General features: G+C 71.6%; 23 protein-coding genes. 9 read left to right on the top strand and 14 right to left on the bottom strand.

Annotated features, from left to right (window positions below):
* Window positions 1-12 precede the first annotated feature (12 nt).
* The 3 genes from ACYVKY_RS08610 to ACYVKY_RS08620 are packed head-to-tail and all read right to left on the bottom strand — an operon-like array spanning window position 13 to window position 3,200.
* The gene (locus ACYVKY_RS08610) at window positions 13-1,971 is read right to left on the bottom strand and encodes a cytochrome c oxidase assembly protein (RefSeq protein WP_460434556.1); all 1,959 of its coding nucleotides are present in this window, start codon (window positions 1,969-1,971) and stop codon (window positions 13-15) included.
* Window positions 1,968-2,378, bottom strand: coding sequence for a copper resistance CopC family protein (locus ACYVKY_RS08615; RefSeq protein ID WP_460434557.1), 411 nt, complete (start codon window positions 2,376-2,378; stop codon window positions 1,968-1,970). The genes ACYVKY_RS08610 and ACYVKY_RS08615 overlap by 4 nt, the downstream gene beginning before the upstream one ends.
* A 21-nt stretch (window positions 2,379-2,399) precedes the next feature.
* Window positions 2,400-3,200, bottom strand: coding sequence for a carbon-nitrogen family hydrolase (locus ACYVKY_RS08620; RefSeq protein WP_460434558.1), 801 nt, complete (start codon window positions 3,198-3,200; stop codon window positions 2,400-2,402).
* 25 nt (window positions 3,201-3,225) lie between these two features.
* Between ACYVKY_RS08620 and ACYVKY_RS08625 the strand changes: the two genes are divergently transcribed.
* Complete coding sequence (locus ACYVKY_RS08625) at window positions 3,226-4,119, top strand: sulfurtransferase (RefSeq protein WP_460434559.1); 894 nt, start codon at window positions 3,226-3,228, stop codon at window positions 4,117-4,119.
* A complete protein-coding gene (locus ACYVKY_RS08630; protein WP_460434560.1) occupies window positions 4,116-4,463 on the top strand; it encodes an iron chaperone in 348 nt (115 codons plus the stop codon). Before ACYVKY_RS08625 ends, ACYVKY_RS08630 begins: the two co-directional genes overlap by 4 nt.
* 3 nt (window positions 4,464-4,466) lie before the next feature.
* Here the strand turns inward: ACYVKY_RS08630 and ACYVKY_RS08635 are convergent, their stop codons facing one another.
* Window positions 4,467-4,811: a YnfA family protein gene (locus ACYVKY_RS08635; RefSeq protein WP_460434561.1), complete on the bottom strand. Its 345-nt coding sequence runs from the start codon at window positions 4,809-4,811 to the stop codon at window positions 4,467-4,469.
* Between the two features lie 97 nt (window positions 4,812-4,908).
* Here ACYVKY_RS08635 and ACYVKY_RS08640 point away from each other — a divergent pair, with 97 nt between their 5' ends.
* The gene (locus ACYVKY_RS08640; protein ID WP_460434562.1) at window positions 4,909-5,454 is read left to right on the top strand and encodes a MarR family winged helix-turn-helix transcriptional regulator; all 546 of its coding nucleotides are present in this window, start codon (window positions 4,909-4,911) and stop codon (window positions 5,452-5,454) included.
* A complete protein-coding gene (locus ACYVKY_RS08645) occupies window positions 5,451-7,139 on the top strand; it encodes an MDR family MFS transporter (RefSeq protein WP_460434563.1) in 1,689 nt (562 codons plus the stop codon). The genes ACYVKY_RS08640 and ACYVKY_RS08645 overlap by 4 nt, the downstream gene beginning before the upstream one ends.
* Window positions 7,140-7,285: 146 nt before the next feature.
* Here ACYVKY_RS08645 and ACYVKY_RS08650 read toward each other — a convergent pair whose 3' ends face one another.
* The gene (locus ACYVKY_RS08650) at window positions 7,286-7,528 is read right to left on the bottom strand and encodes a toxin (RefSeq protein ID WP_460434564.1); all 243 of its coding nucleotides are present in this window, start codon (window positions 7,526-7,528) and stop codon (window positions 7,286-7,288) included.
* A complete protein-coding gene (locus ACYVKY_RS08655) occupies window positions 7,525-7,758 on the bottom strand; it encodes a ribbon-helix-helix protein, CopG family (protein WP_460434565.1) in 234 nt (77 codons plus the stop codon). The genes ACYVKY_RS08650 and ACYVKY_RS08655 overlap by 4 nt, the downstream gene beginning before the upstream one ends.
* A 357-nt stretch (window positions 7,759-8,115) precedes the next feature.
* Between ACYVKY_RS08655 and ACYVKY_RS08660 the strand changes: the two genes are divergently transcribed.
* A complete protein-coding gene (locus ACYVKY_RS08660; protein WP_460434566.1) occupies window positions 8,116-8,472 on the top strand; it encodes a hypothetical protein in 357 nt (118 codons plus the stop codon).
* 120 nt (window positions 8,473-8,592) lie between these two features.
* Here ACYVKY_RS08660 and ACYVKY_RS08665 read toward each other — a convergent pair whose 3' ends face one another.
* The 6 genes from ACYVKY_RS08665 to ACYVKY_RS08690 all read right to left on the bottom strand — a co-directional run bounded on the left by ACYVKY_RS08665 (window position 8,593) and on the right by ACYVKY_RS08690 (window position 11,947).
* Window positions 8,593-9,171: a hypothetical protein gene (locus ACYVKY_RS08665; protein WP_460434567.1), complete on the bottom strand. Its 579-nt coding sequence runs from the start codon at window positions 9,169-9,171 to the stop codon at window positions 8,593-8,595.
* Window positions 9,172-9,257: 86 nt separating this feature from the next.
* Window positions 9,258-10,268, bottom strand: coding sequence for a PGN_0703 family putative restriction endonuclease (locus ACYVKY_RS08670; RefSeq protein WP_460434568.1), 1,011 nt, complete (start codon window positions 10,266-10,268; stop codon window positions 9,258-9,260).
* An 83-nt stretch (window positions 10,269-10,351) separates the two neighbouring features.
* Complete coding sequence (locus ACYVKY_RS08675) at window positions 10,352-10,567, bottom strand: hypothetical protein (protein WP_460434569.1); 216 nt, start codon at window positions 10,565-10,567, stop codon at window positions 10,352-10,354.
* 108 nt (window positions 10,568-10,675) lie between these two features.
* The gene (locus ACYVKY_RS08680) at window positions 10,676-11,125 is read right to left on the bottom strand and encodes a hypothetical protein (RefSeq protein WP_460434570.1); all 450 of its coding nucleotides are present in this window, start codon (window positions 11,123-11,125) and stop codon (window positions 10,676-10,678) included.
* 145 nt (window positions 11,126-11,270) lie between these two features.
* Window positions 11,271-11,444, bottom strand: a complete 174-nt coding sequence (locus ACYVKY_RS08685; RefSeq protein ID WP_460434571.1) for a hypothetical protein — start codon at window positions 11,442-11,444, stop codon at window positions 11,271-11,273.
* Between the two features lie 107 nt (window positions 11,445-11,551).
* A complete protein-coding gene (locus ACYVKY_RS08690) occupies window positions 11,552-11,947 on the bottom strand; it encodes a hypothetical protein (protein WP_460434572.1) in 396 nt (131 codons plus the stop codon).
* Window positions 11,948-12,214: 267 nt separating this feature from the next.
* On the opposite strand from ACYVKY_RS08690, the gene ACYVKY_RS08695 reads away from it, so the two are divergent.
* Window positions 12,215-12,604: an ester cyclase gene (locus tag ACYVKY_RS08695; RefSeq protein ID WP_460434573.1), complete on the top strand. Its 390-nt coding sequence runs from the start codon at window positions 12,215-12,217 to the stop codon at window positions 12,602-12,604.
* A gap of 3 nt (window positions 12,605-12,607) precedes the next feature.
* On the top strand, window positions 12,608-13,162 hold the full coding sequence (locus tag ACYVKY_RS08700; protein WP_460434574.1) for a hypothetical protein: 555 nt from the start codon (window positions 12,608-12,610) through the stop codon (window positions 13,160-13,162).
* A 10-nt stretch (window positions 13,163-13,172) separates the two neighbouring features.
* On the opposite strand, the gene ACYVKY_RS08705 is transcribed toward ACYVKY_RS08700, so the two are convergent.
* A complete protein-coding gene (locus ACYVKY_RS08705) occupies window positions 13,173-13,670 on the bottom strand; it encodes an Lrp/AsnC family transcriptional regulator (RefSeq protein WP_460434575.1) in 498 nt (165 codons plus the stop codon).
* A 66-nt stretch (window positions 13,671-13,736) separates the two neighbouring features.
* Between ACYVKY_RS08705 and ACYVKY_RS08710 the strand changes: the two genes are divergently transcribed.
* Both ACYVKY_RS08710 and ACYVKY_RS08715 read left to right on the top strand, forming a co-directional pair.
* A complete protein-coding gene (locus tag ACYVKY_RS08710; protein WP_460434576.1) occupies window positions 13,737-14,954 on the top strand; it encodes an MFS transporter in 1,218 nt (405 codons plus the stop codon).
* On the top strand, window positions 14,951-15,484 hold the full coding sequence (locus tag ACYVKY_RS08715) for a hypothetical protein (RefSeq protein ID WP_460434577.1): 534 nt from the start codon (window positions 14,951-14,953) through the stop codon (window positions 15,482-15,484). The genes ACYVKY_RS08710 and ACYVKY_RS08715 overlap by 4 nt, the downstream gene beginning before the upstream one ends.
* A 29-nt stretch (window positions 15,485-15,513) precedes the next feature.
* On the opposite strand, the gene ACYVKY_RS08720 is transcribed toward ACYVKY_RS08715, so the two are convergent.
* Entirely contained in the window at window positions 15,514-15,894 is a 381-nt protein-coding gene (locus ACYVKY_RS08720; protein ID WP_460434578.1) for a DinB family protein, read from the bottom strand.
* Window positions 15,895-16,267: the final 373 nt, after the last annotated feature.

The following is a 16,267-nucleotide window of genomic DNA, read 5'->3' on the forward strand; positions in this document are numbered from 1 at the left end:
CCGGGCGAGGCGTCAGCGGCCGCGCATCTGCTCCAGCATCCGGTTGTACTCGTCGAGCTCGGCGTCGCCGTCGCGGTCGGTCCGCCGGTCGCGGCGCCGCGCCTCGCGCTCGTCGCTGCGGAACCACTGGTAGGCCACCAGCAGCGCGAGCCCGACGGTCGGCACCTCGCCGATGCCCCAGGCGATCGCGCCGCCGTCGTGCTGGTCGGCGAGCGCGTCGATGCCGAGCCCCAGCGAGCTGAAGTAGGTGGCCTCGAGCAGGGTGTCGGTCGAGGTGAGCGCGACGCCGAAGAAGGCGTGGAAGGCCATCGTCGCGAACAGCAGCAGCAGCCGCAGCGGGTAGGCGACGCGGGCCGGACCCGGGTCGATGCCCACCAGCCCGTTCGCGAACAGGTACCCGGCGAGCACGAAGTGGATCATCATCAGCTCGTGGCCCACGTGGGTCTGCAGCGCCTGGCCGAACAGCGGCGTGAAGTAGAACGCGATCATGCTGCCGACGAAGATCGTGGCGGCCACGACCGGGTGCGAGACGAACCGCGCGAACCGCGACTCGACCAGGCCGAGCAGCCACTCCCGCGGGCCGCGCGAGCCGTCGCGGCGGCGCGGGAGCGCCCGCAGCGCGAGGGTCACCGGCGCCCCGAACACCAGCAGCGCGGGGACGACCATCGACAGCGTCATGTGCTGCACCATGTGCACGCTGAACAGCACCCGGCCGTACACCGCCACGCCGCCGCAGGTGACGTACAGCAGCAGCAGGCTGCCCAGCAGCCAGAGCACGGTGCGGTGCAGCGGCCAGCGGTCGCCGCGGGCGCGCAGCCGGCGCACCCACGTCAGGTACACGACGACCATCGCGACGACGGCCCCGAACCACAGCACGTCCTGGGAGACCTCGGTGAGCAGCCGCGACGGCTCCAGCGGCGGCGGCAGCGGCTCGCCGGTGACGAGCTCGGCCGGCGTCGGGTCGGTGAACGGCTCGTCCGGGACGGGGCTCGCCGACCGCGACAGCGCCACGCCGAGCCCGAGGGCGACGCCCATGACGACGACCTCGGCGGCGACCAGCCGCCAGAACAGGGCGGCGGAGCCCTCGGTGAGGCGTCGGAGCAGGTGCTCGCGGTGCCACCAGCCGGCGAACCCCAGCAGCACCAGGGCGATGACCTTCACCAGCAGGACGGCGCCGTACGGGGTGACCATCCCCGCGAACCCGCCGACCCGTGCCCAGCCGTTGGCGGCACCCGACGCCGCGACGAGCGCGAACGCCCAGCCGGCGACGGCGGAGTAGCGACCCGCGACGGTGCCGACGTCGCGACCGAGGCCGTCGCGGCGCCCGAGCCACGCGAGCGTCACCAGCCCACCGGTCCACAGGCACACGCCGGCGAGGTGCATCCACCACGACGAGACGACCAGCTCGTGGCTGGCGCTGCCGGCGGAGTGGCTCGTCAGCGCGAGCGGGACGAGCGCGACCAGGCCGAGGACGGCCGCGACGCCGGCGCCCACGGGGCCGCGCACGGCGGACGCGAGCAGCGCGACGACGGCGACGAACGCCACCTCGATCGCCACCTGGCGACCGACGTCGACCGACGAGACGTACTGCCACAGCGCGGGTCCGAAGCGGGGGTCGTCGAGCGGGAGCATGACGACGTCGGCCGCACCGAGCACCAGCACGGCCACGCCGGCGAGCGCCCAGACGACGGCGGCGCCGTTGCCGAGCGCGCGGGCGCGCTGCCAGGCGGCGTGGTCGGGTGCGAGCAGGGCCGCGGCGGCGAGCAGGCCGGCGACCGCGAGCGCCGCGGCACCGGCGTGCACGACCCGGGCGACCGGGTAGCCCCAGCGGACCACCAGCCCGGGGTCGCCGAACGCGGACGCGGCGGCCGCACCCGTGACGACCGCGCCCACGACGCCGGCGACGACCGCGACGACCGCCCCCGCCGGCAGCGCGACGGCGGCGGACGTGCTGCGGGTGCCGGTACTCACCGGCGGAACAGCTTGCGGAAGATGAGGACGCCGACCAGGACGAAGGCGACGAGCAGCGCCCCGATGAGCAGCGGCCCGTACGTGGCCTCCTCGACCGGCGCCTGCTCGCCCGGCGCCAGCACGGTGAACCCGGTGCTGCTGGTGCGGCCGTCCAGCACGACCGCGACCTCGTAGCCGCCGGGACCGGCGTCGTCGACCGGCACGGTCACGGTGTCGCCCGCGACCACCGGCGTCGGGCTGAGCTCGCCGTCCGGGGTCGTCAGGGTCGCGGTCACGTCACCCTCGACGGGCCGCGCGTAGGTCAGCACGACCTCGGTCGGCGCCTGCTCGACGTACCCGCCGTTGTCCGGCGTGATCGCGACGACGCTCTGCGCGGCGAGCACGGCGGTCGGGACGAGGGCGGGCACCGTCCCAGGGTAGGCGCGTGCTCAGCCGAGGCGGCGGTCGGCCAGCACCGGGAACCGCTCGCGCACGGCGGCGACCTCCGCGGTGTCGACCTCGACCTGGAGCATCTGCTCGTCGGTGCCGGCCTCGGCGAGCACGTCGCCGGTGGGGCCGACGACCAGGCTGCGGCCACCCATCTCGTGCCCGGCGTGGGTGCCCGCGGTGTTGCACGCGATCACGACCACCTGGTCCTCGATCGCGCGGGCGCGCGACAGCAGCGTCCAATGGTGGACGCGGGCGGCGGGCCAGGCGGCGGGGACGAGCACGACCTCGGCGCCGGCGTCGAGCAGCGCGCGGAACATCTCGGGGAAGCGCAGGTCGTAGCAGGTGGCCAGGCCGACGACGACGCCGTCGCCGCCGGGGTCGCTCACCGGCACCGGCACCCGGACGGCGACGAGGTCCTCGCCGGCCTCGAGCAGCCTCGGCTCGCCGACGCCGAACCCGAACCGGTGGATCTTGCGGTACGTCGCGAGCCGCGCGCCGTCGGGGCCGAGCAGCAGCGAGGTGTTGTACAGGTGCTCGCCGTCGCGCTCGATGACCGACCCGGCGTGCACGACGGCGCCGATCTCGCGCGCGGCGTCGGCGAGCGCGGCGGCCGTGGGGCCGTCGACGGGCTCGGCGCGGTCGGCCCAGGTGCGGTAGGCGAACCCGCCGTGCGGCCAGAGCTCGGGCAGCACGACCAGGTCGGCGCCCCGCCGCGCGCGCACGAGCGCGGCGACGCGGTCGCGCCGCTCGTCGACGGTCTCGTCGTCGCCGTAGCCGATCTGCAGGACGTCCACGCGCACGGGCCCCAGCGTAGGCTCCGCCGGCATGGAGGCTGGATCGGCGCTGGTGGACGTCGCGACCCTGGCGCGGCGGCTCGCGTCCGACGACCCGCCGCTCGTGCTCGACGTGCGCTGGACGCCGACCGTCAGGCGCGCCGAGGGTGGCGGCTCGCTGCTCGCCGGCAGCGACCGCGACGCCCACCTCGCGGGCCACCTCCCCGGCGCCGTGTTCTGCGACCTCGACGCCGACCTCGCCGGTGCACCGGGCGAGGGCGGACGCCACCCGCTCCCGTCCGCCGAGGCGCTGACCGCGACGCTGCGCCGCTGGGGCGTCTCGCCGACGACCCCGGTCGTGGTGCACGACACCGGTTCCGGCCCGCCGCTGGCCGCGGCGCGCGCGTGGTGGGTGCTGCGCTGGGCAGGCCACCACGACGTCCGGGTGCTGGACGGCGGTCTCGCCGCCTGGACCGCCGCCGGGCTCCCCCTCGAGACGGGCGAGGTCGTGCGCGAGCCCGCCGACGACGCCGTGGTGCACACCGGCTCGATGCCCGTGGCCGGCCTCGACGAGCTGGTCGCGCAGGTCGCGGCGTCCGGGTCGGTGCAGGGGTCGTTCGTCGACGTCCGTGCGGCAGAACGGTTCTCGGGCGAGACCGAGCCGGTCGACCCCGTGGCCGGCCACGTCCCCGGCGCCTCGAACCTGCCGGTCGACCGCCTCGTCGGGACGGACGGACGGCTGCTCGACGGTGACGCGCTGCGGTCGGCGCTCGGCGACCTCGTCGAGGCGCCGGCGGGCGAGGTGACCGCGTCTTGCGGCTCGGGGGTCGCCGCCGCGGTGCTGGTGCTGGCCCTGCACGAGGTCGGCGTCGACGCCGCGCTCTTCCCGGGGTCGTGGTCGCAGTGGACGCGCGACGCGTCCCGTCCGGTGGAGGTGGGTCCGTGAGCGCGGTCGACAACTACGTGGACGAGCAGCCGGAGGCGAACCGGGAGGCGCTCGCCGAGGTGGTGGCCGCCGTCCGGCGCGGCCTGCCCGGCGCCACGGAGAGCATCCGGTACGGCATGCCGGCCTTCGTGGTCGACGGCTACGGGCTGCACGTCGGCGGGTGGAAGCACCACGTCGGCCTGTACCCGGTGCCCCGGTTCGACGAGGCGGACCCGGTGCTGGAGGCCGACCTCGAGCCGTACCGCACCCATAAGGACACGGTGCGGTTCCTCTACAAGCACCCCGTGCCGTACGAGCTGGTCGAGCGGGTGGCGGCAGCCGTGGCGGTGCTGCGACGCGGGTGACCGTCAGCCGGTGACGTCGGCCCGCGGCGCGTACATGATCACCGCGACGCCGACGAGGCACAGCAGGGCGCCGGTGACGTCCCAGCGGTCGGGGCGGAAACCGTCGACGACCATGCCCCAGGCGAGCGAGCCGGCGACGAACACGCCGCCGTAGGCGGCCAGGATGCGCCCGAAGTGCGCGTCCGGCTGCAGCGTCGCGACGAACCCGTAGACGCCGAGGGCGAGCACGCCGGCGCCGATCCAGACCCAGCCGCGGTGCTCACGTACGCCCTGCCAGACCAGCCAGGCGCCGCCGATCTCGGCGAGCGCGGCGGCGACGAAGAGCACGACCGAGCGCAGGGTGTCCACGCGGGAATGCTCCCAGGGGGTTCAAGGTTGCGTCCCGACGGACCGAAGAGTTGCATGTACCTTGCAACAACATGTACCACCCATCGAGAAGGACGTCGTGACCGCCACCCCGCTGCCCGCCCGCTCGTACGGCGACCCGGTGATCGACCGGGCCACCGGGCTGAGCCAGCACCTGCTGGTGCTGAACCGGTCGATGCAGTCGATCAAGACGGCGGCGGCGGCCCGCAACGACGACGGCGTCTCGATGTCGACCTACGTGCTGCTGTTCCACCTGCTCGCCCAGGGCCCGCTACGCCCGAAGGCGCTGGCCGAGAGCGTGGGGGTCGACCCCTCGACGATCAGCCGGCAGGTCGACCAGCTGGTGCGGCTCGGCCACGTGGCCCGGACCGCCGACCCGGACGACGGACGGGCCACGCTGCTCGTCCCCACCGACCAGGGCCGCGCCACCCACGCCCGCATGCGCGAGCAGAGGGACCGGCTCTTCGCCGGCCTGCTCGCGCACTGGGACGACGACGACGTCGCCACCCTCACCGCGCTGCTGGGCCGCCTCACCGGCGACCTGACCGACGCCCTCCCCCGCATCCTCGCCGAGCTGTCCGCACCCGCGGCGGCGGCACCCACCCAGGACGGAACGACCCGATGACCAGCACGCCCGTCGAGAAGCCGCCGGCGCCCTCGCTCACCCACCGCCAGATCGTCACGATCCTTATCGGCCTGATGCTCGGCATGTTCCTGGCCGCGCTCGACCAGACGATCATCGCGTCGTCGATCCGCACCATCGCCGACGACCTGCAGGGTCTGTCGCAGCAGGCGTGGGCCACCACCGCCTACCTGATCACCTCGACGATCGCGACGCCGCTGTACGGCAAGCTCTCCGACATCTACGGCCGCAAGCCGTTCTTCCTGTTCGCGATCGGCATCTTCGTCGTCGGCTCGGTGCTGAGCGGTCTGGCCGAGTCCATGACCTGGCTCGCGATCTTCCGTGGCGTGCAGGGCATCGGCGCCGGCGGACTGTTCTCGCTGGCGCTGTCGATCATCGGCGACATCGTGCCGCCGCGGGAGCGCGCGAAGTACCAGGGCTACTTCCTGGCCGTATTCGGCACGTCGTCGGTGCTCGGGCCGGTCGTCGGCGGCTTCTTCGCCGGCGCCGACACCATCCTCGGCCTGGACGGCTGGCGCTGGGTGTTCCTGATCAACGTGCCGCTCGGCCTGATCGCACTGGCCGTGGTGAGCCGGGTGCTGAACGTGCACCACGTGCGCGTCGACCACCGCATCGACTGGGTCGGTGCCATCGCGCTCGCGGTGTTCCTCGTGCCGCTGCTGCTGCTCGCCGAGGAGGGTCGCGGCTGGGGCTGGACGTCGGCCGCGTCGCTGGTCTCGATGGCGGTGGCCGCCGTCGGCCTGGTCGGCTTCGTGCTCGCCGAGCGCGCGGCGGGCGACGAGGCGCTGCTCCCGCTGCGGCTGTTCCGCAACCGCACCGTGGCCGTCGGCTCGATCCTCAACACCGTCGTCGGCATGGGGATGTTCGGCATCCTCGCCGGGCTGCCGCTGTACCTGCAGCTCGTCCGCGGCGCGACGCCCACCGAGGCGGGCCTGCTGCTGCTGCCGCTGACCGCGGGCATCATGGCCGGCTCGATCATCTCGGGCCAGGCGATCTCGCGCACCGGTCGCTACAAGATCTTCCCGGTCGTCGGCGCGTTCCTGCTGACCGCAGGGGCTTTCGGCTTCAGCCGCATCGGCGTCGACACCTCGATGTGGGTGACGGGCACGATCATGGTCGTCTTCGGTCTGGGCCTCGGCCTGAACATGCAGCCGCTCATCGTGGCGGTGCAGAACGCGGTGAGCCCGCGCGAGATCGGCGTCGCCACCGCATCGGCCACGTTCTTCCGCCAGGTCGGCGGCACGCTCGGCACCGCGGTGTTCCTGTCGATCCTGTTCTCCACCGCGGGCGACAACATCGCCAAGGCGTTCCGCTCGATCGCGCCGACGGCGGACTTCCAGGCCGCGCTGCGCGACCCGGCGGTGCTCGAGAACCCGGCGAACCAGCAGGTGCTGCAGGCCGTCCAATCGGGCGGCGGCGTCGGCTCCGGAGCCTCCGGCGTGCTGGACGACTCGTCGTTCCTGACCCAGCTCGACGACCGGCTCGCCCGGCCGTTCCTGGTCGGATTCGCCGACTCGATGGACCTGGTGTTCCTCGTGGCCACCGGCGTCCTGGCGCTGGCGATCGTCGTGGTGCAGTTCCTGCCCGAGCTGCCGCTGCGCACCTCGTCGGGGATGGACGCCATCCGCGACGAGGACGCCGCGAAGGCCGCTGCCGCCGGGCACTGACCTCGACTGAGGTCACGAGCCCCGGGTCGCCTCCGCAGGTCGGAGGTGGCCCGGGGCTCGGTCGTTCCCGGCAGGAGTGATGCCTCGAGCAGCGTCCCCGCTGCGACCGGGTACCTGTGTCACACCGCCCAGTTGGGGCGCATCCATCAGGGCAGCAGGTCGAGGTACTTCCTGCGCGCCGGCATGGCGTGGATGACCATCTGCTCGCCGGTTGCGAAGACCGACACCACCGTCTCCAGCAGGCGGGCACGGGTGTCGAAGCCCAGGCGCAGCTCCCGGTCTGGCGGGCCCTCCCCGTCGAGGGGTTCGATCCACAGCGACCACTCCGACGCCTGGATCGCGTCCTCCGGTGCCACGCCGTGCTTGAGGGCGCTCGGGTGGACCTTCACGCAGCGAAATGAGCCAACGCGGCCCGGATCGCCTCGGACCTACTCATGTCGCTCCTGGCGGCCGCAGCATCAAGTGCCTCGAGCTCCTCGGCGGTGAGCCGCACCGCCACGACCTGCATCGGTTCAGCGCCACGGCCAGGACGCCCACGACCGCGACGCTTCAGTTCCTCGACGTCGTATCCGGCTTCGGCCTCATCGGCCCACTTCTGGATCTGGTCCTCACTCACCATCCCAATATCGTATAACGAAACTCAGGTAGGCTCCAGACACGCGGAGCCGTCGATCGGGAAGCCAGCTGACGCGTGGACGGGACTGACCCGCGCGCGTCATCGGCCTCGAATGCGCGCCCCTCGGGGTCGCCCTTTGGGGTGCCACCTTCCGCCGCGTGCCGGCGTGCCGGCTCGTACTGCTGAGACCCTCAGGTGGGCGCAGCGTCGACTCGCAGGTGTCAGGCTGTTCACGTGAGCAGTGCGGGACCGGCCGACGCGCAGACCTGGAGGCCCCTGCTAGTCGGACGCATCATCTTGGTGATCATAGGTGCGGGGTGGATTGGCATAGCCGTCACCATCCTCATTGATCCTACGGGGATGCCTAGCGGCTTCGACATCGAGCTGCTGGGAATCCTCACTGTCGCCCTGCTGATCGCTGCGGGCTTCATCAGCGTCGCGTTCTCCTACATCACGGTCGGCGAGGATGAGCTGGTTATCCGAAACTTCTGGCCACGTGCGCGACACATCCCCTACGCGTCAATCCGATCAGTGGGAATCGGGTACCAGGATGTAGAGGTGCGAGTTCGGGGTCGAAGGTGGACCACCTACGGGTGGGCGGTTCAGCAGTCAAACTGGCGATCCGCGACGGGCAAGCCCGGTCGTTCCGAACGTCTCCTCCGGCTCATCAAGGACCGCGCACCCCACATCTACGTTCCGCAGATCGACCGGCCGTAGCCCCCAGCACGATCCCTCGGGCCTGAAGCGCATGACACGCGCTAGTTGCCCCATTCCGCCGCATATGGCGCGGTCTTGCCGGATGAACGTGTCCGCTCTCGAGGCTGGTCGATCATGCGGTCAGCTGGATTCAGAGTGAGAGGCAGCACGGATCGCGTCTCGGAGGTTGTCGTACGCGACCGGGTCGCCGGCGAGTTCAGTGAGCGCAACGAGGCCCATGCGCACGCCTGCGCGCGATTGAACCCGTGACCTTGGCGCCACGTAGAACACCCACTGCGTGGTCGAGAGCGGGTCGTAGTTGTCGTGAGACCGGGCCGTGTGTAGGCAGAAGACGTAGACATCGGCGTGGTAGCCCTGCTCGCGCGCACGGGCGCCACTAGCGACGTCCCAGCCGTAAGCAGGCGCCACCTGAAAGCTCGGTGTGCTGACCTTCCGCTGTGCCCAAGACTGCAGGTAACCGGAGGCCTTCACCTCGATCTTCGTGCCGTCAGGAGCCGTGACATCCCAGGGGTCCCATTCGACCCGGGCGCCGCTGGCTCCGACCGCTCGTGCGACGAGGAACTCCGCCAAGTAGCCGCGCACGTTGTTGGTGCGCAGGTCGCCCATCGCGAACCGCCAGAAGTCCCGGACCGTGGCGTCGACGCCGGCGAACGGCTCATCACCCTGCAGCTCACGGGCTGCGGGCGGCACGATCTCCATCGCGGCATCGAAGCACAGTCGAGCTGACGAGCCGCCGCTGTGGCCCATCGGCCCCTCGCTCTCTGCCGCGCGGTGGCTCCTATGGGCTAGGTAGCGATGGCCGGCAGCGTGTACCTCTCAGAGAGGGCCGCTGCCCATTCCTTCAGCTGGGGCGTGCCGGCGCACGCCTCGAAGAATCGTTCGTGTGTCCATAGTGCAACCGGGGTGAGTGGCTGATGCGCCCGGATCGTTTCGATGACCTTCCGCGCAGCGGTGTCGTTCTGACGGGCAAGAACGACAGCAAGAGTGTGGCCGACCCCGGTGCCTCCGCGCAGGCCATGGCGGCGCAGGGAGTCGGTCAGCAGCACCGACCTGAGGAACTGGCTGCCGCCGGCCGCCACGATGGAGGACATCGCGGTCTCGCTGAGGCCAGCTCCCGCCGCATGACGCCCGTAGCGCTCCCATGTCGCCTTAGTCGGCGAGAAGGAGTCGGTGTACTTCACCTCCACGGTCACGAGGAGCCGCGAGCCATCCTCGAGGTTGAGGTAGGCAGCCAGATCGAAACCAGACCGGTCGGCCGTGTGTTCCTCGCGGGGCGGGAACCACTCTGCCTCGATGCCGTTGAGCTGGTGAGACGGGTGACCGCTGTCCTGAAGTGACGCGAGACCTGTGACCGTTTCGCCCGTCAGGGTCGAGAGAACACGTGCTGCCGCCTCCGGCTGGGTGCGCAGCTCCCCGGCGATGCTGAACGCCAGTGGTTGGCTGGACAACAGATTGCGCCACAAACGATCGGGTTCGGCGAGCCCGCCGAGTGCAGCGAGCTCTCCTTGGCGATGGTGCGCGTACCGACGGGCCGCCTCGGACATCAGGTTGACGCCGGCCGCGCCGACGCTCTGGCCGCCGTGTTCATGGGCCAGGCAGCTACCGAGCGTCCTATAGCGCTTGCGAGCGGCCGCGGACGTCGGGGGCCCTGCCGGCCAACGGAGCACCGTCTCGCGCCACCACGACTGATGCGCCCGATGTGCCGCCACCGTCTTGATTCGATCTAGCGGCTTCCTGTTCGAGACGCTCGCCGGTTCTTCAGCAGACTGCTCCTCCGCGCGCCCTGATACTGCCATTGGTCGACCCTATGCAGTAGCTCACTGACGTGCGTCCTTCCACCGCCAATCGCGTACTCGGGTCAGCGCCACAACGTTCGCGGTCAGTGCGCGGTATCGGCCGACCTCCAGGCGATCAATCGTTCGCTCACGTCATGCCAGTCGAGGTCGACCCCTCGGTCTTCGGCGTCTTCAACCCACTCCGCTATCAGCTGGAAAAGATCCTCCGCGGTTACGCCCCTCCACCGCTCAGGGTGGTCAAAGGCGTCGTCGCGGAGGTTCCAGAAGGCGTCGGCCAATCTGCGCTCGATGTTGGGCACCCTCAGATGGTATGAGCGCCGGCCCCGCCAACCGGTGCTGCACTTCGCCGCCTAGGGTCTGCCCGTGTCCGGAAGTCCCTGGGGACGCAAACGCGAGCACGGACGTTGCTATGGGCTGGACGCTGGGCCGTCAGCATCGACCGTCCTGCCTCGGGCAAGCAGCTCGAAAACCAGCGCCCCCACGGACACCACCAGGAACAGCCCGAGCGGGATGGCGATCGCCAACGTGCCGGAGGAGTCCTGCGATCGAATGTCGACGACCCACGCTGGGTCCTGGCGGTCTTGCCATACCTGGATGGCCTGACCCGGTTCGTAGTCTTCCTGCGACACCTGGCGTTGAAGCAGGTGTTGTTGGCCATCGGGCAACTCGACGGTCACGCGGGGAACGTTGCTCGTCGGATCAACGACCTTCGTCACCACCGCTGAAAACTGCTCGCTACGGCCAACTCGCTGCGAGTACACCACGCCGCTCGCCAGAAGGCCGATGAGCAACAAGACGCTGAGAACGCTGCCGCCGGCGTAGGCAATGACTGCCGTCCGCCTGCGGAGCATGAGCACCTCACGGTCGTCGAAGTCGTCGAGACGGCTATGCGGACACCCGCTCGAAGCCTCCCCGACGTCCAGCATCCCATAGCAATTCGCTCATCGCGGCGCACTGCTGTCAGCCGCACTGTAGGTACCTCGCCAATATGCAATGGGTGCGTCACTTCGCCGCGAGCAGACCCTCGCGAGCGTCGCTCTGCCACTGGGCCCGCGCGTCCCTAGCGCGCGCCCGTGCCTCCGCGCCCCAGTTGCGGACGATCACGTACACCGTGACAGCAACGATGATGGCCATCGCCCAACCGGGCCCGACGACGCTCGCGTCCCATCTAGCCATCCACTTACGCCCTCCCTAGCGACGAGACTCGCATGGCCAAGCTGTGTCGTGTCGACGCTTCCACCTCGCCGCGGGCCCGTCGACTGCGTGCCCCATTCCGCCGCGAATCAGCGGGTGAGAACGCGCAAACGACGACCAATCACGAGGCCTTCGCGCAGGAGTGCACGCACCAGCCGTGAGCGTTGCCGGCGCGTCGTGATCCGTCCGGTGCCGAAGATCTCCACTCCGTCGCCTGGTGGCTCGTCGAGCGCGTACACCTGCACAGTGCCTTGGAACTGACAACCGAGGTCCTGCGCGTGCTCCTCGAAGAGCTCGAGCGCCCGGAGGCAAGCTTGCTCCCGATCCTCTGCCCGGATGAGCAGCACACTCTCCTCGACTGACGTCGACATGTAGATGAGGCCGCGCGCGCCGAACCATCCGCAGTCGGGCGGGTCGTACTCAGGTTCAGCCCCGTCTGCCCACTGCTCGATGACTGGGTCGACGCTCCGCCTCCTGGTTGCCACTGTCGAAGCGTAGGTAGCGGCGCGCGCCCCGTACTCCGGTTTTGACCTAGCCCACTTCGCCACCTGACGGCACTCCGGCGAGGCACTTCTCGACGAAGGACCCCTGTGCTCGAACGGGTCACGACCGCGCCGACGGTTCCGGCTCGCTTGGTTCGACCCGACCGGCACCGGGTGAGGCCGTCGGCAGCGTCCTCGCGGCCCGTGGCCAGCCGGTCACGTCACGACCGAGGAATGGCGCCCGGCGCGCACTGCGACGAACATCGCCACGTGGACCACGACGCACTCGCCGACCTGTACGGCCGGTACATCGGCACCTGCAACCGGCACCGGTTCCAGGAGCTGGGTGAGTTCGTCCACGACGACGTCGGCGGTGACGTGCCCGGCCTGGCGGCCTACGTCGCCGGGCTCGAGCAGGTGGTGTCCGCGTTCCCCGACTACCACTGGGAGGTCGAGCACGTGCTCGTGGACGGCGATCACCTCGCCGCCCGGCTCACCGCCACCGGGACCCACACCGGCACCTTCCGCGGGATCGAGGCCACCGGACGCCGTCTGACGACCATGGAGCTGGCGATGTACCGCTGGTACGACGGCCGGATCGCGCACTGCTGGGGGGATCTCGGCAGCACCGTCCGCGACGCCCTGGTGTCCGGAAACTGACCGGTGGCCCGTCGCAACGTCCTGGTCGACGGGGTGTCGGGCTCCGGCAAGTCCACCGTCTTCGACGAGCTGCGCCGGCGCGGCGTCCCGGCCGTGTCGACGGACCGCGACTGGAGCGCCCACCTCGACCCCGTCACCTCGCTCCCGGCGCCGGCGTCCTACGACACCTGGTGCTGGCGCCCCGAGGTGGCGTCGCCCGCGTTGCAGGACGACACCGTCGACGAGCTGTGGGTGTGCGGCGGCGCGCGCAACCGGGACCGCTTCCTCCCGCTGTTCGACCGGGTGTTCCACCTGCAGGTGGACACGGCGACGCTCCGAGCCCGACTGGCGCGACGAGTCGTCGCGGACCGCGACCGGCTCGGGCCTGCGGCCGAGCGGAACTGGACCCCGATGACGGAGGCCGAGGTCCGCGACACCCTGGCGCTGCACGCCCGTGGGGACGCACCCGCCGGCGCGGTCGACGTCGACGCCACCCTGCCGGTGCGAGATCTCGTGGACCTGCTGCTGCGGCTGGCGTCGGCGGGCACGCGGGCCGAGCACCGTCCGCGCAGGAGCTGAACGGGCCCGATCAGCCGAGCGGCGGCGGGAGCACCGTCCGCGCAGGGACCGGCGTGGACACGACGAACGACGTGGTGGTCTGGCCGTGGACGAGGAACCTGTCGAGCACTGCCTCGAGGTCCTCGATGCGTGGGACGTGCACCTTGATCAGGAAGCAGTCCTCGCCGGAGACGCGGTGGCACTCGCTGACCTGCGGTGTGGCGGCGGCGAGGTCGGCGATCTTGGGCAGCTGGCCCGGGCCCGGACGGACGCGGACCCACGCCGCCACCGGCAGACCGACCGCGGCCGGGTCGACGTCGAGGCGGTAGCCGCGGATCACGCCCGACTCCTCCAGCCGACGCACCCGGTCCCGCACGGCGGGAGTCGACATCGACACCGCGCGCGCGAGGGCGGACGTGCTCAGCCGCGGCTGCTCGGCCAGCAGCGCGAGGATGCGCCGGTTCACGTCGTCGAGGACGCCGTCGCCGGGCTGGAGGCCGTTCCCCCCGAACACCTTCGATCTGGTCAAGATCCGGCCTCGATTCCGTCAGAGCGGCATGGGCACCATGCGAAGCAGGCCTCGACGATAGAGCACGTGAGTCCGACGACGACGGGTCCGGCGCTGCGGCCGGGCGTACCGGCGGCGGCCGTCGTGGCGGTGCTGACGGCGGCGCTGGGCATCTCCACCGCCTACGGGATGCTGCTGCTGCTGCCGCTCCTGGTCGAGGAGCTCGGGGGCAGCGAGGCGGACTTCGGCCTGGTCCTGTCCGCTGCGGTCGTCCCCGCTGCGGCGGTGCTGCTTTGGATCGGCGCGCACCCGCGCCGGGTGCGTCCGCACTGGATCCTCGTCGCTGCGACGCTGGGGTTCTCGGCGGCGGCGGGCGGCGCGGCGCTCGTCCGGAGCACCTGGGAACCCCTGCTCCTCGTCGGTCCCGTCCTGGGGTCGGCCTGGGCGGTGGTCTACACGGTGATGCCGATGATCGTGGACGAGATGGTCACCGACGACGGACACGTGACCCACTTCGGGTACCTGACCGGGACGCAGCAGATCGGGATCGGCGTCGGGCCCGTGGTCGCCGGGTGGTTGTCCCGCACCGCCACGGACCTGCGCGGTGCGTTCGTCGTCGCGGCGCTGCTCGCCCTGGTGGCGGCCGCGGCCACGGTCGTCGCCGCGCACCTGGTGCCGGACGCCCGGCGGGAACCGGGCGCTCCGCGACCCCGGACCGGTGTCCTGCGCTCGGCCAGGACGCTGGCCGCGTCGGCGGCCGGGCCCTGGCTCGTCGTCATCACGCTGTTCGCGTGCCTGTTCACGACCATGACGCAGTTCCAGACGACCTACGCGGCGACGCAGGACCTGGACTACTCGGTCTTCTTCGTGAGCTACACGCTGGCTGTGATCGGGGTGCGGTTCCTCGTCGCGCCCCGGGTGCGTCGACTCGACCAGACCCGGGTGGTCGCCGCCTCGGTCTCGGTGATGCTGCTGGCCGTGGCCGCCTTCCTGGTGGTCGGCTCGAACCCCGTCGCCTACGGCGCGGCCGCAGCGGTCCTGGGTCTCGGCTACGGCCTGGCGCTGCCCACGACGCAGGCGCTGGCGGTGTCGCAGTCGGACCCGGACCTCCGTCCGCAGGTGCTGCCGGCGGCGGGACTGGTCTTCCAGACCGCGATCCTCGCCTTCCCGCTGGTGGTCGGCGCCATCGTGACGAGCTTCGGCTACCGCGCCCTGTTCGTCGTGCTGGTCGCGGCGGCTGCAGTCCAGGTGGGCATCGCCTGGCGGCAGGCGATGTCACCGGTCGCGACCAGGATGCGTGCATGACCACCGCCCCGGGCGCCGACACCCGGTCCAGTGCCCACGCCTTCGACTCCCTGCACGGCACCTGGGCCGTGCACCACGCGGTACGGCGAGGCCGGCTCGACGGCGTCCACGACTGGGACACCTACGACGGGCGAGCCGTGTGCGCGCCGATCCTCGACGGCGCCGGGCAGCTCGACCAGATCTGGCTTCCGCACCGCGGGGTCATCGGGTCGACGCTGCGCCTCTACGACCGGGTGACCGACACCTGGCGGTTGCACTGGTCCACCTCGGACGCGGCCCGCCTCGACCCGCCGCTGGAGGGAAGGTTCGTCGACGGCGTCGGCACCTTCACCGGCACCGACGAGCTGGACGGGCGCGCCATCGACGTGCGCTTCGTCTGGGACCGGATCGGTCCGACGCGCGCCCGGTGGACCCAGTCGTTCGCGTGGTCGGGCAGCGGCGAGTGGGAGCCCAACTGGACGATGGACTTCGACCGCATCTCGAGCGACGCGACCTCCGCCACCACGGGCCGGCTCGACCTCACCCGCTGACGCGCTGGTGCGACCGGCAGCGGGGCTCGTCACCAGGGCAGCTGGAGCTCCACGGCAGAACCTGGCGGGTCCTCGCCGGTCCGGCCGTCCACGGCCTCGCGCAGCAGGTCCGCCTGACCGGTGTGCCGGCCGTACTCCTCGATCATGTCGACCAGCAGGCGCCGGACGGTGGCCGGTCGTCCGCTGCCCGTGCGGTACGTCGCGCCGAGGCCGGCGTCGGTGCCCAGCGCCTCGCGCAGCCGGGCCCGGGACCGCTCGACCGCGTCCGACGACGACCGGTACAGCGACTCGGGCGGGTCGTCGTCCGCGGACCTCAGCACCTCGTCCGACGGGAGCGGGCCGTCCGCCGTCCCCCACTGCCCGGGCAGCGACCTGCCGCCCAGGTCGCGGGTGAAGTTCAGGTCCTCCATGTGCGCGAGGTGCTTCAGCAGCCGTCCGAGCGTGAGCTCGGACGGGAGGGAGCCGACGGGACAGGCCGGTGGCGTCGAGATCGGCGCACTTCCAGGCGAACGTGGCCCGCTGCCGCTCCAGCGAGCCGACCAGGGTCGCCGCCTCGGAGCCCACCGCAGGTGGTTCCGGGTAGCCGCCGCCGTCCTCCTGCCCCACACCGGCACCCTAGGACGCGGCGTCGACACCCGCCCGCGGTCACGATCTGCTCCGAGACGCGCAGGGTGTCGACGCCCGGTCCTGCGTCGGACCTGGGCCCCCGGGACCATCCGCCCGCCCGGGCTCGAGGACTGGTCACGCAGCAGGCTGGTGCGGATCGCGTTCGCGGCCAGCCTT

The sequence above is a fragment of the Angustibacter speluncae genome, assembly GCF_054777815.1.

What these genes read in the sequence shown, in the direction of transcription:
- ACYVKY_RS08625 (WP_460434559.1), top strand. Translation starts at nt 3,226, where the DNA reads ATGGAGGCTGGATCGGCGCTGGTGGACGTCGCGACCCTGGCGCGGCGG.
- ACYVKY_RS08645 (WP_460434563.1), top strand. Translation starts at nt 5,451, where the DNA reads ATGACCAGCACGCCCGTCGAGAAGCCGCCGGCGCCCTCGCTCACCCAC.
- ACYVKY_RS08655 (WP_460434565.1), bottom strand. Translation starts at nt 7,758, where the DNA reads ATGGTGAGTGAGGACCAGATCCAGAAGTGGGCCGATGAGGCCGAAGCC.
- ACYVKY_RS08660 (WP_460434566.1), top strand. Translation starts at nt 8,116, where the DNA reads ATGCCTAGCGGCTTCGACATCGAGCTGCTGGGAATCCTCACTGTCGCC.
- ACYVKY_RS08665 (WP_460434567.1), bottom strand. Translation starts at nt 9,171, where the DNA reads ATGGAGATCGTGCCGCCCGCAGCCCGTGAGCTGCAGGGTGATGAGCCG.
- ACYVKY_RS08670 (WP_460434568.1), bottom strand. Translation starts at nt 10,268, where the DNA reads ATGGCAGTATCAGGGCGCGCGGAGGAGCAGTCTGCTGAAGAACCGGCG.
- ACYVKY_RS08685 (WP_460434571.1), bottom strand. Translation starts at nt 11,444, where the DNA reads ATGGCTAGATGGGACGCGAGCGTCGTCGGGCCCGGTTGGGCGATGGCC.
- ACYVKY_RS08715 (WP_460434577.1), top strand. Translation starts at nt 14,951, where the DNA reads ATGACCACCGCCCCGGGCGCCGACACCCGGTCCAGTGCCCACGCCTTC.
- ACYVKY_RS08720 (WP_460434578.1), bottom strand. Translation starts at nt 15,894, where the DNA reads ATGGAGGACCTGAACTTCACCCGCGACCTGGGCGGCAGGTCGCTGCCC.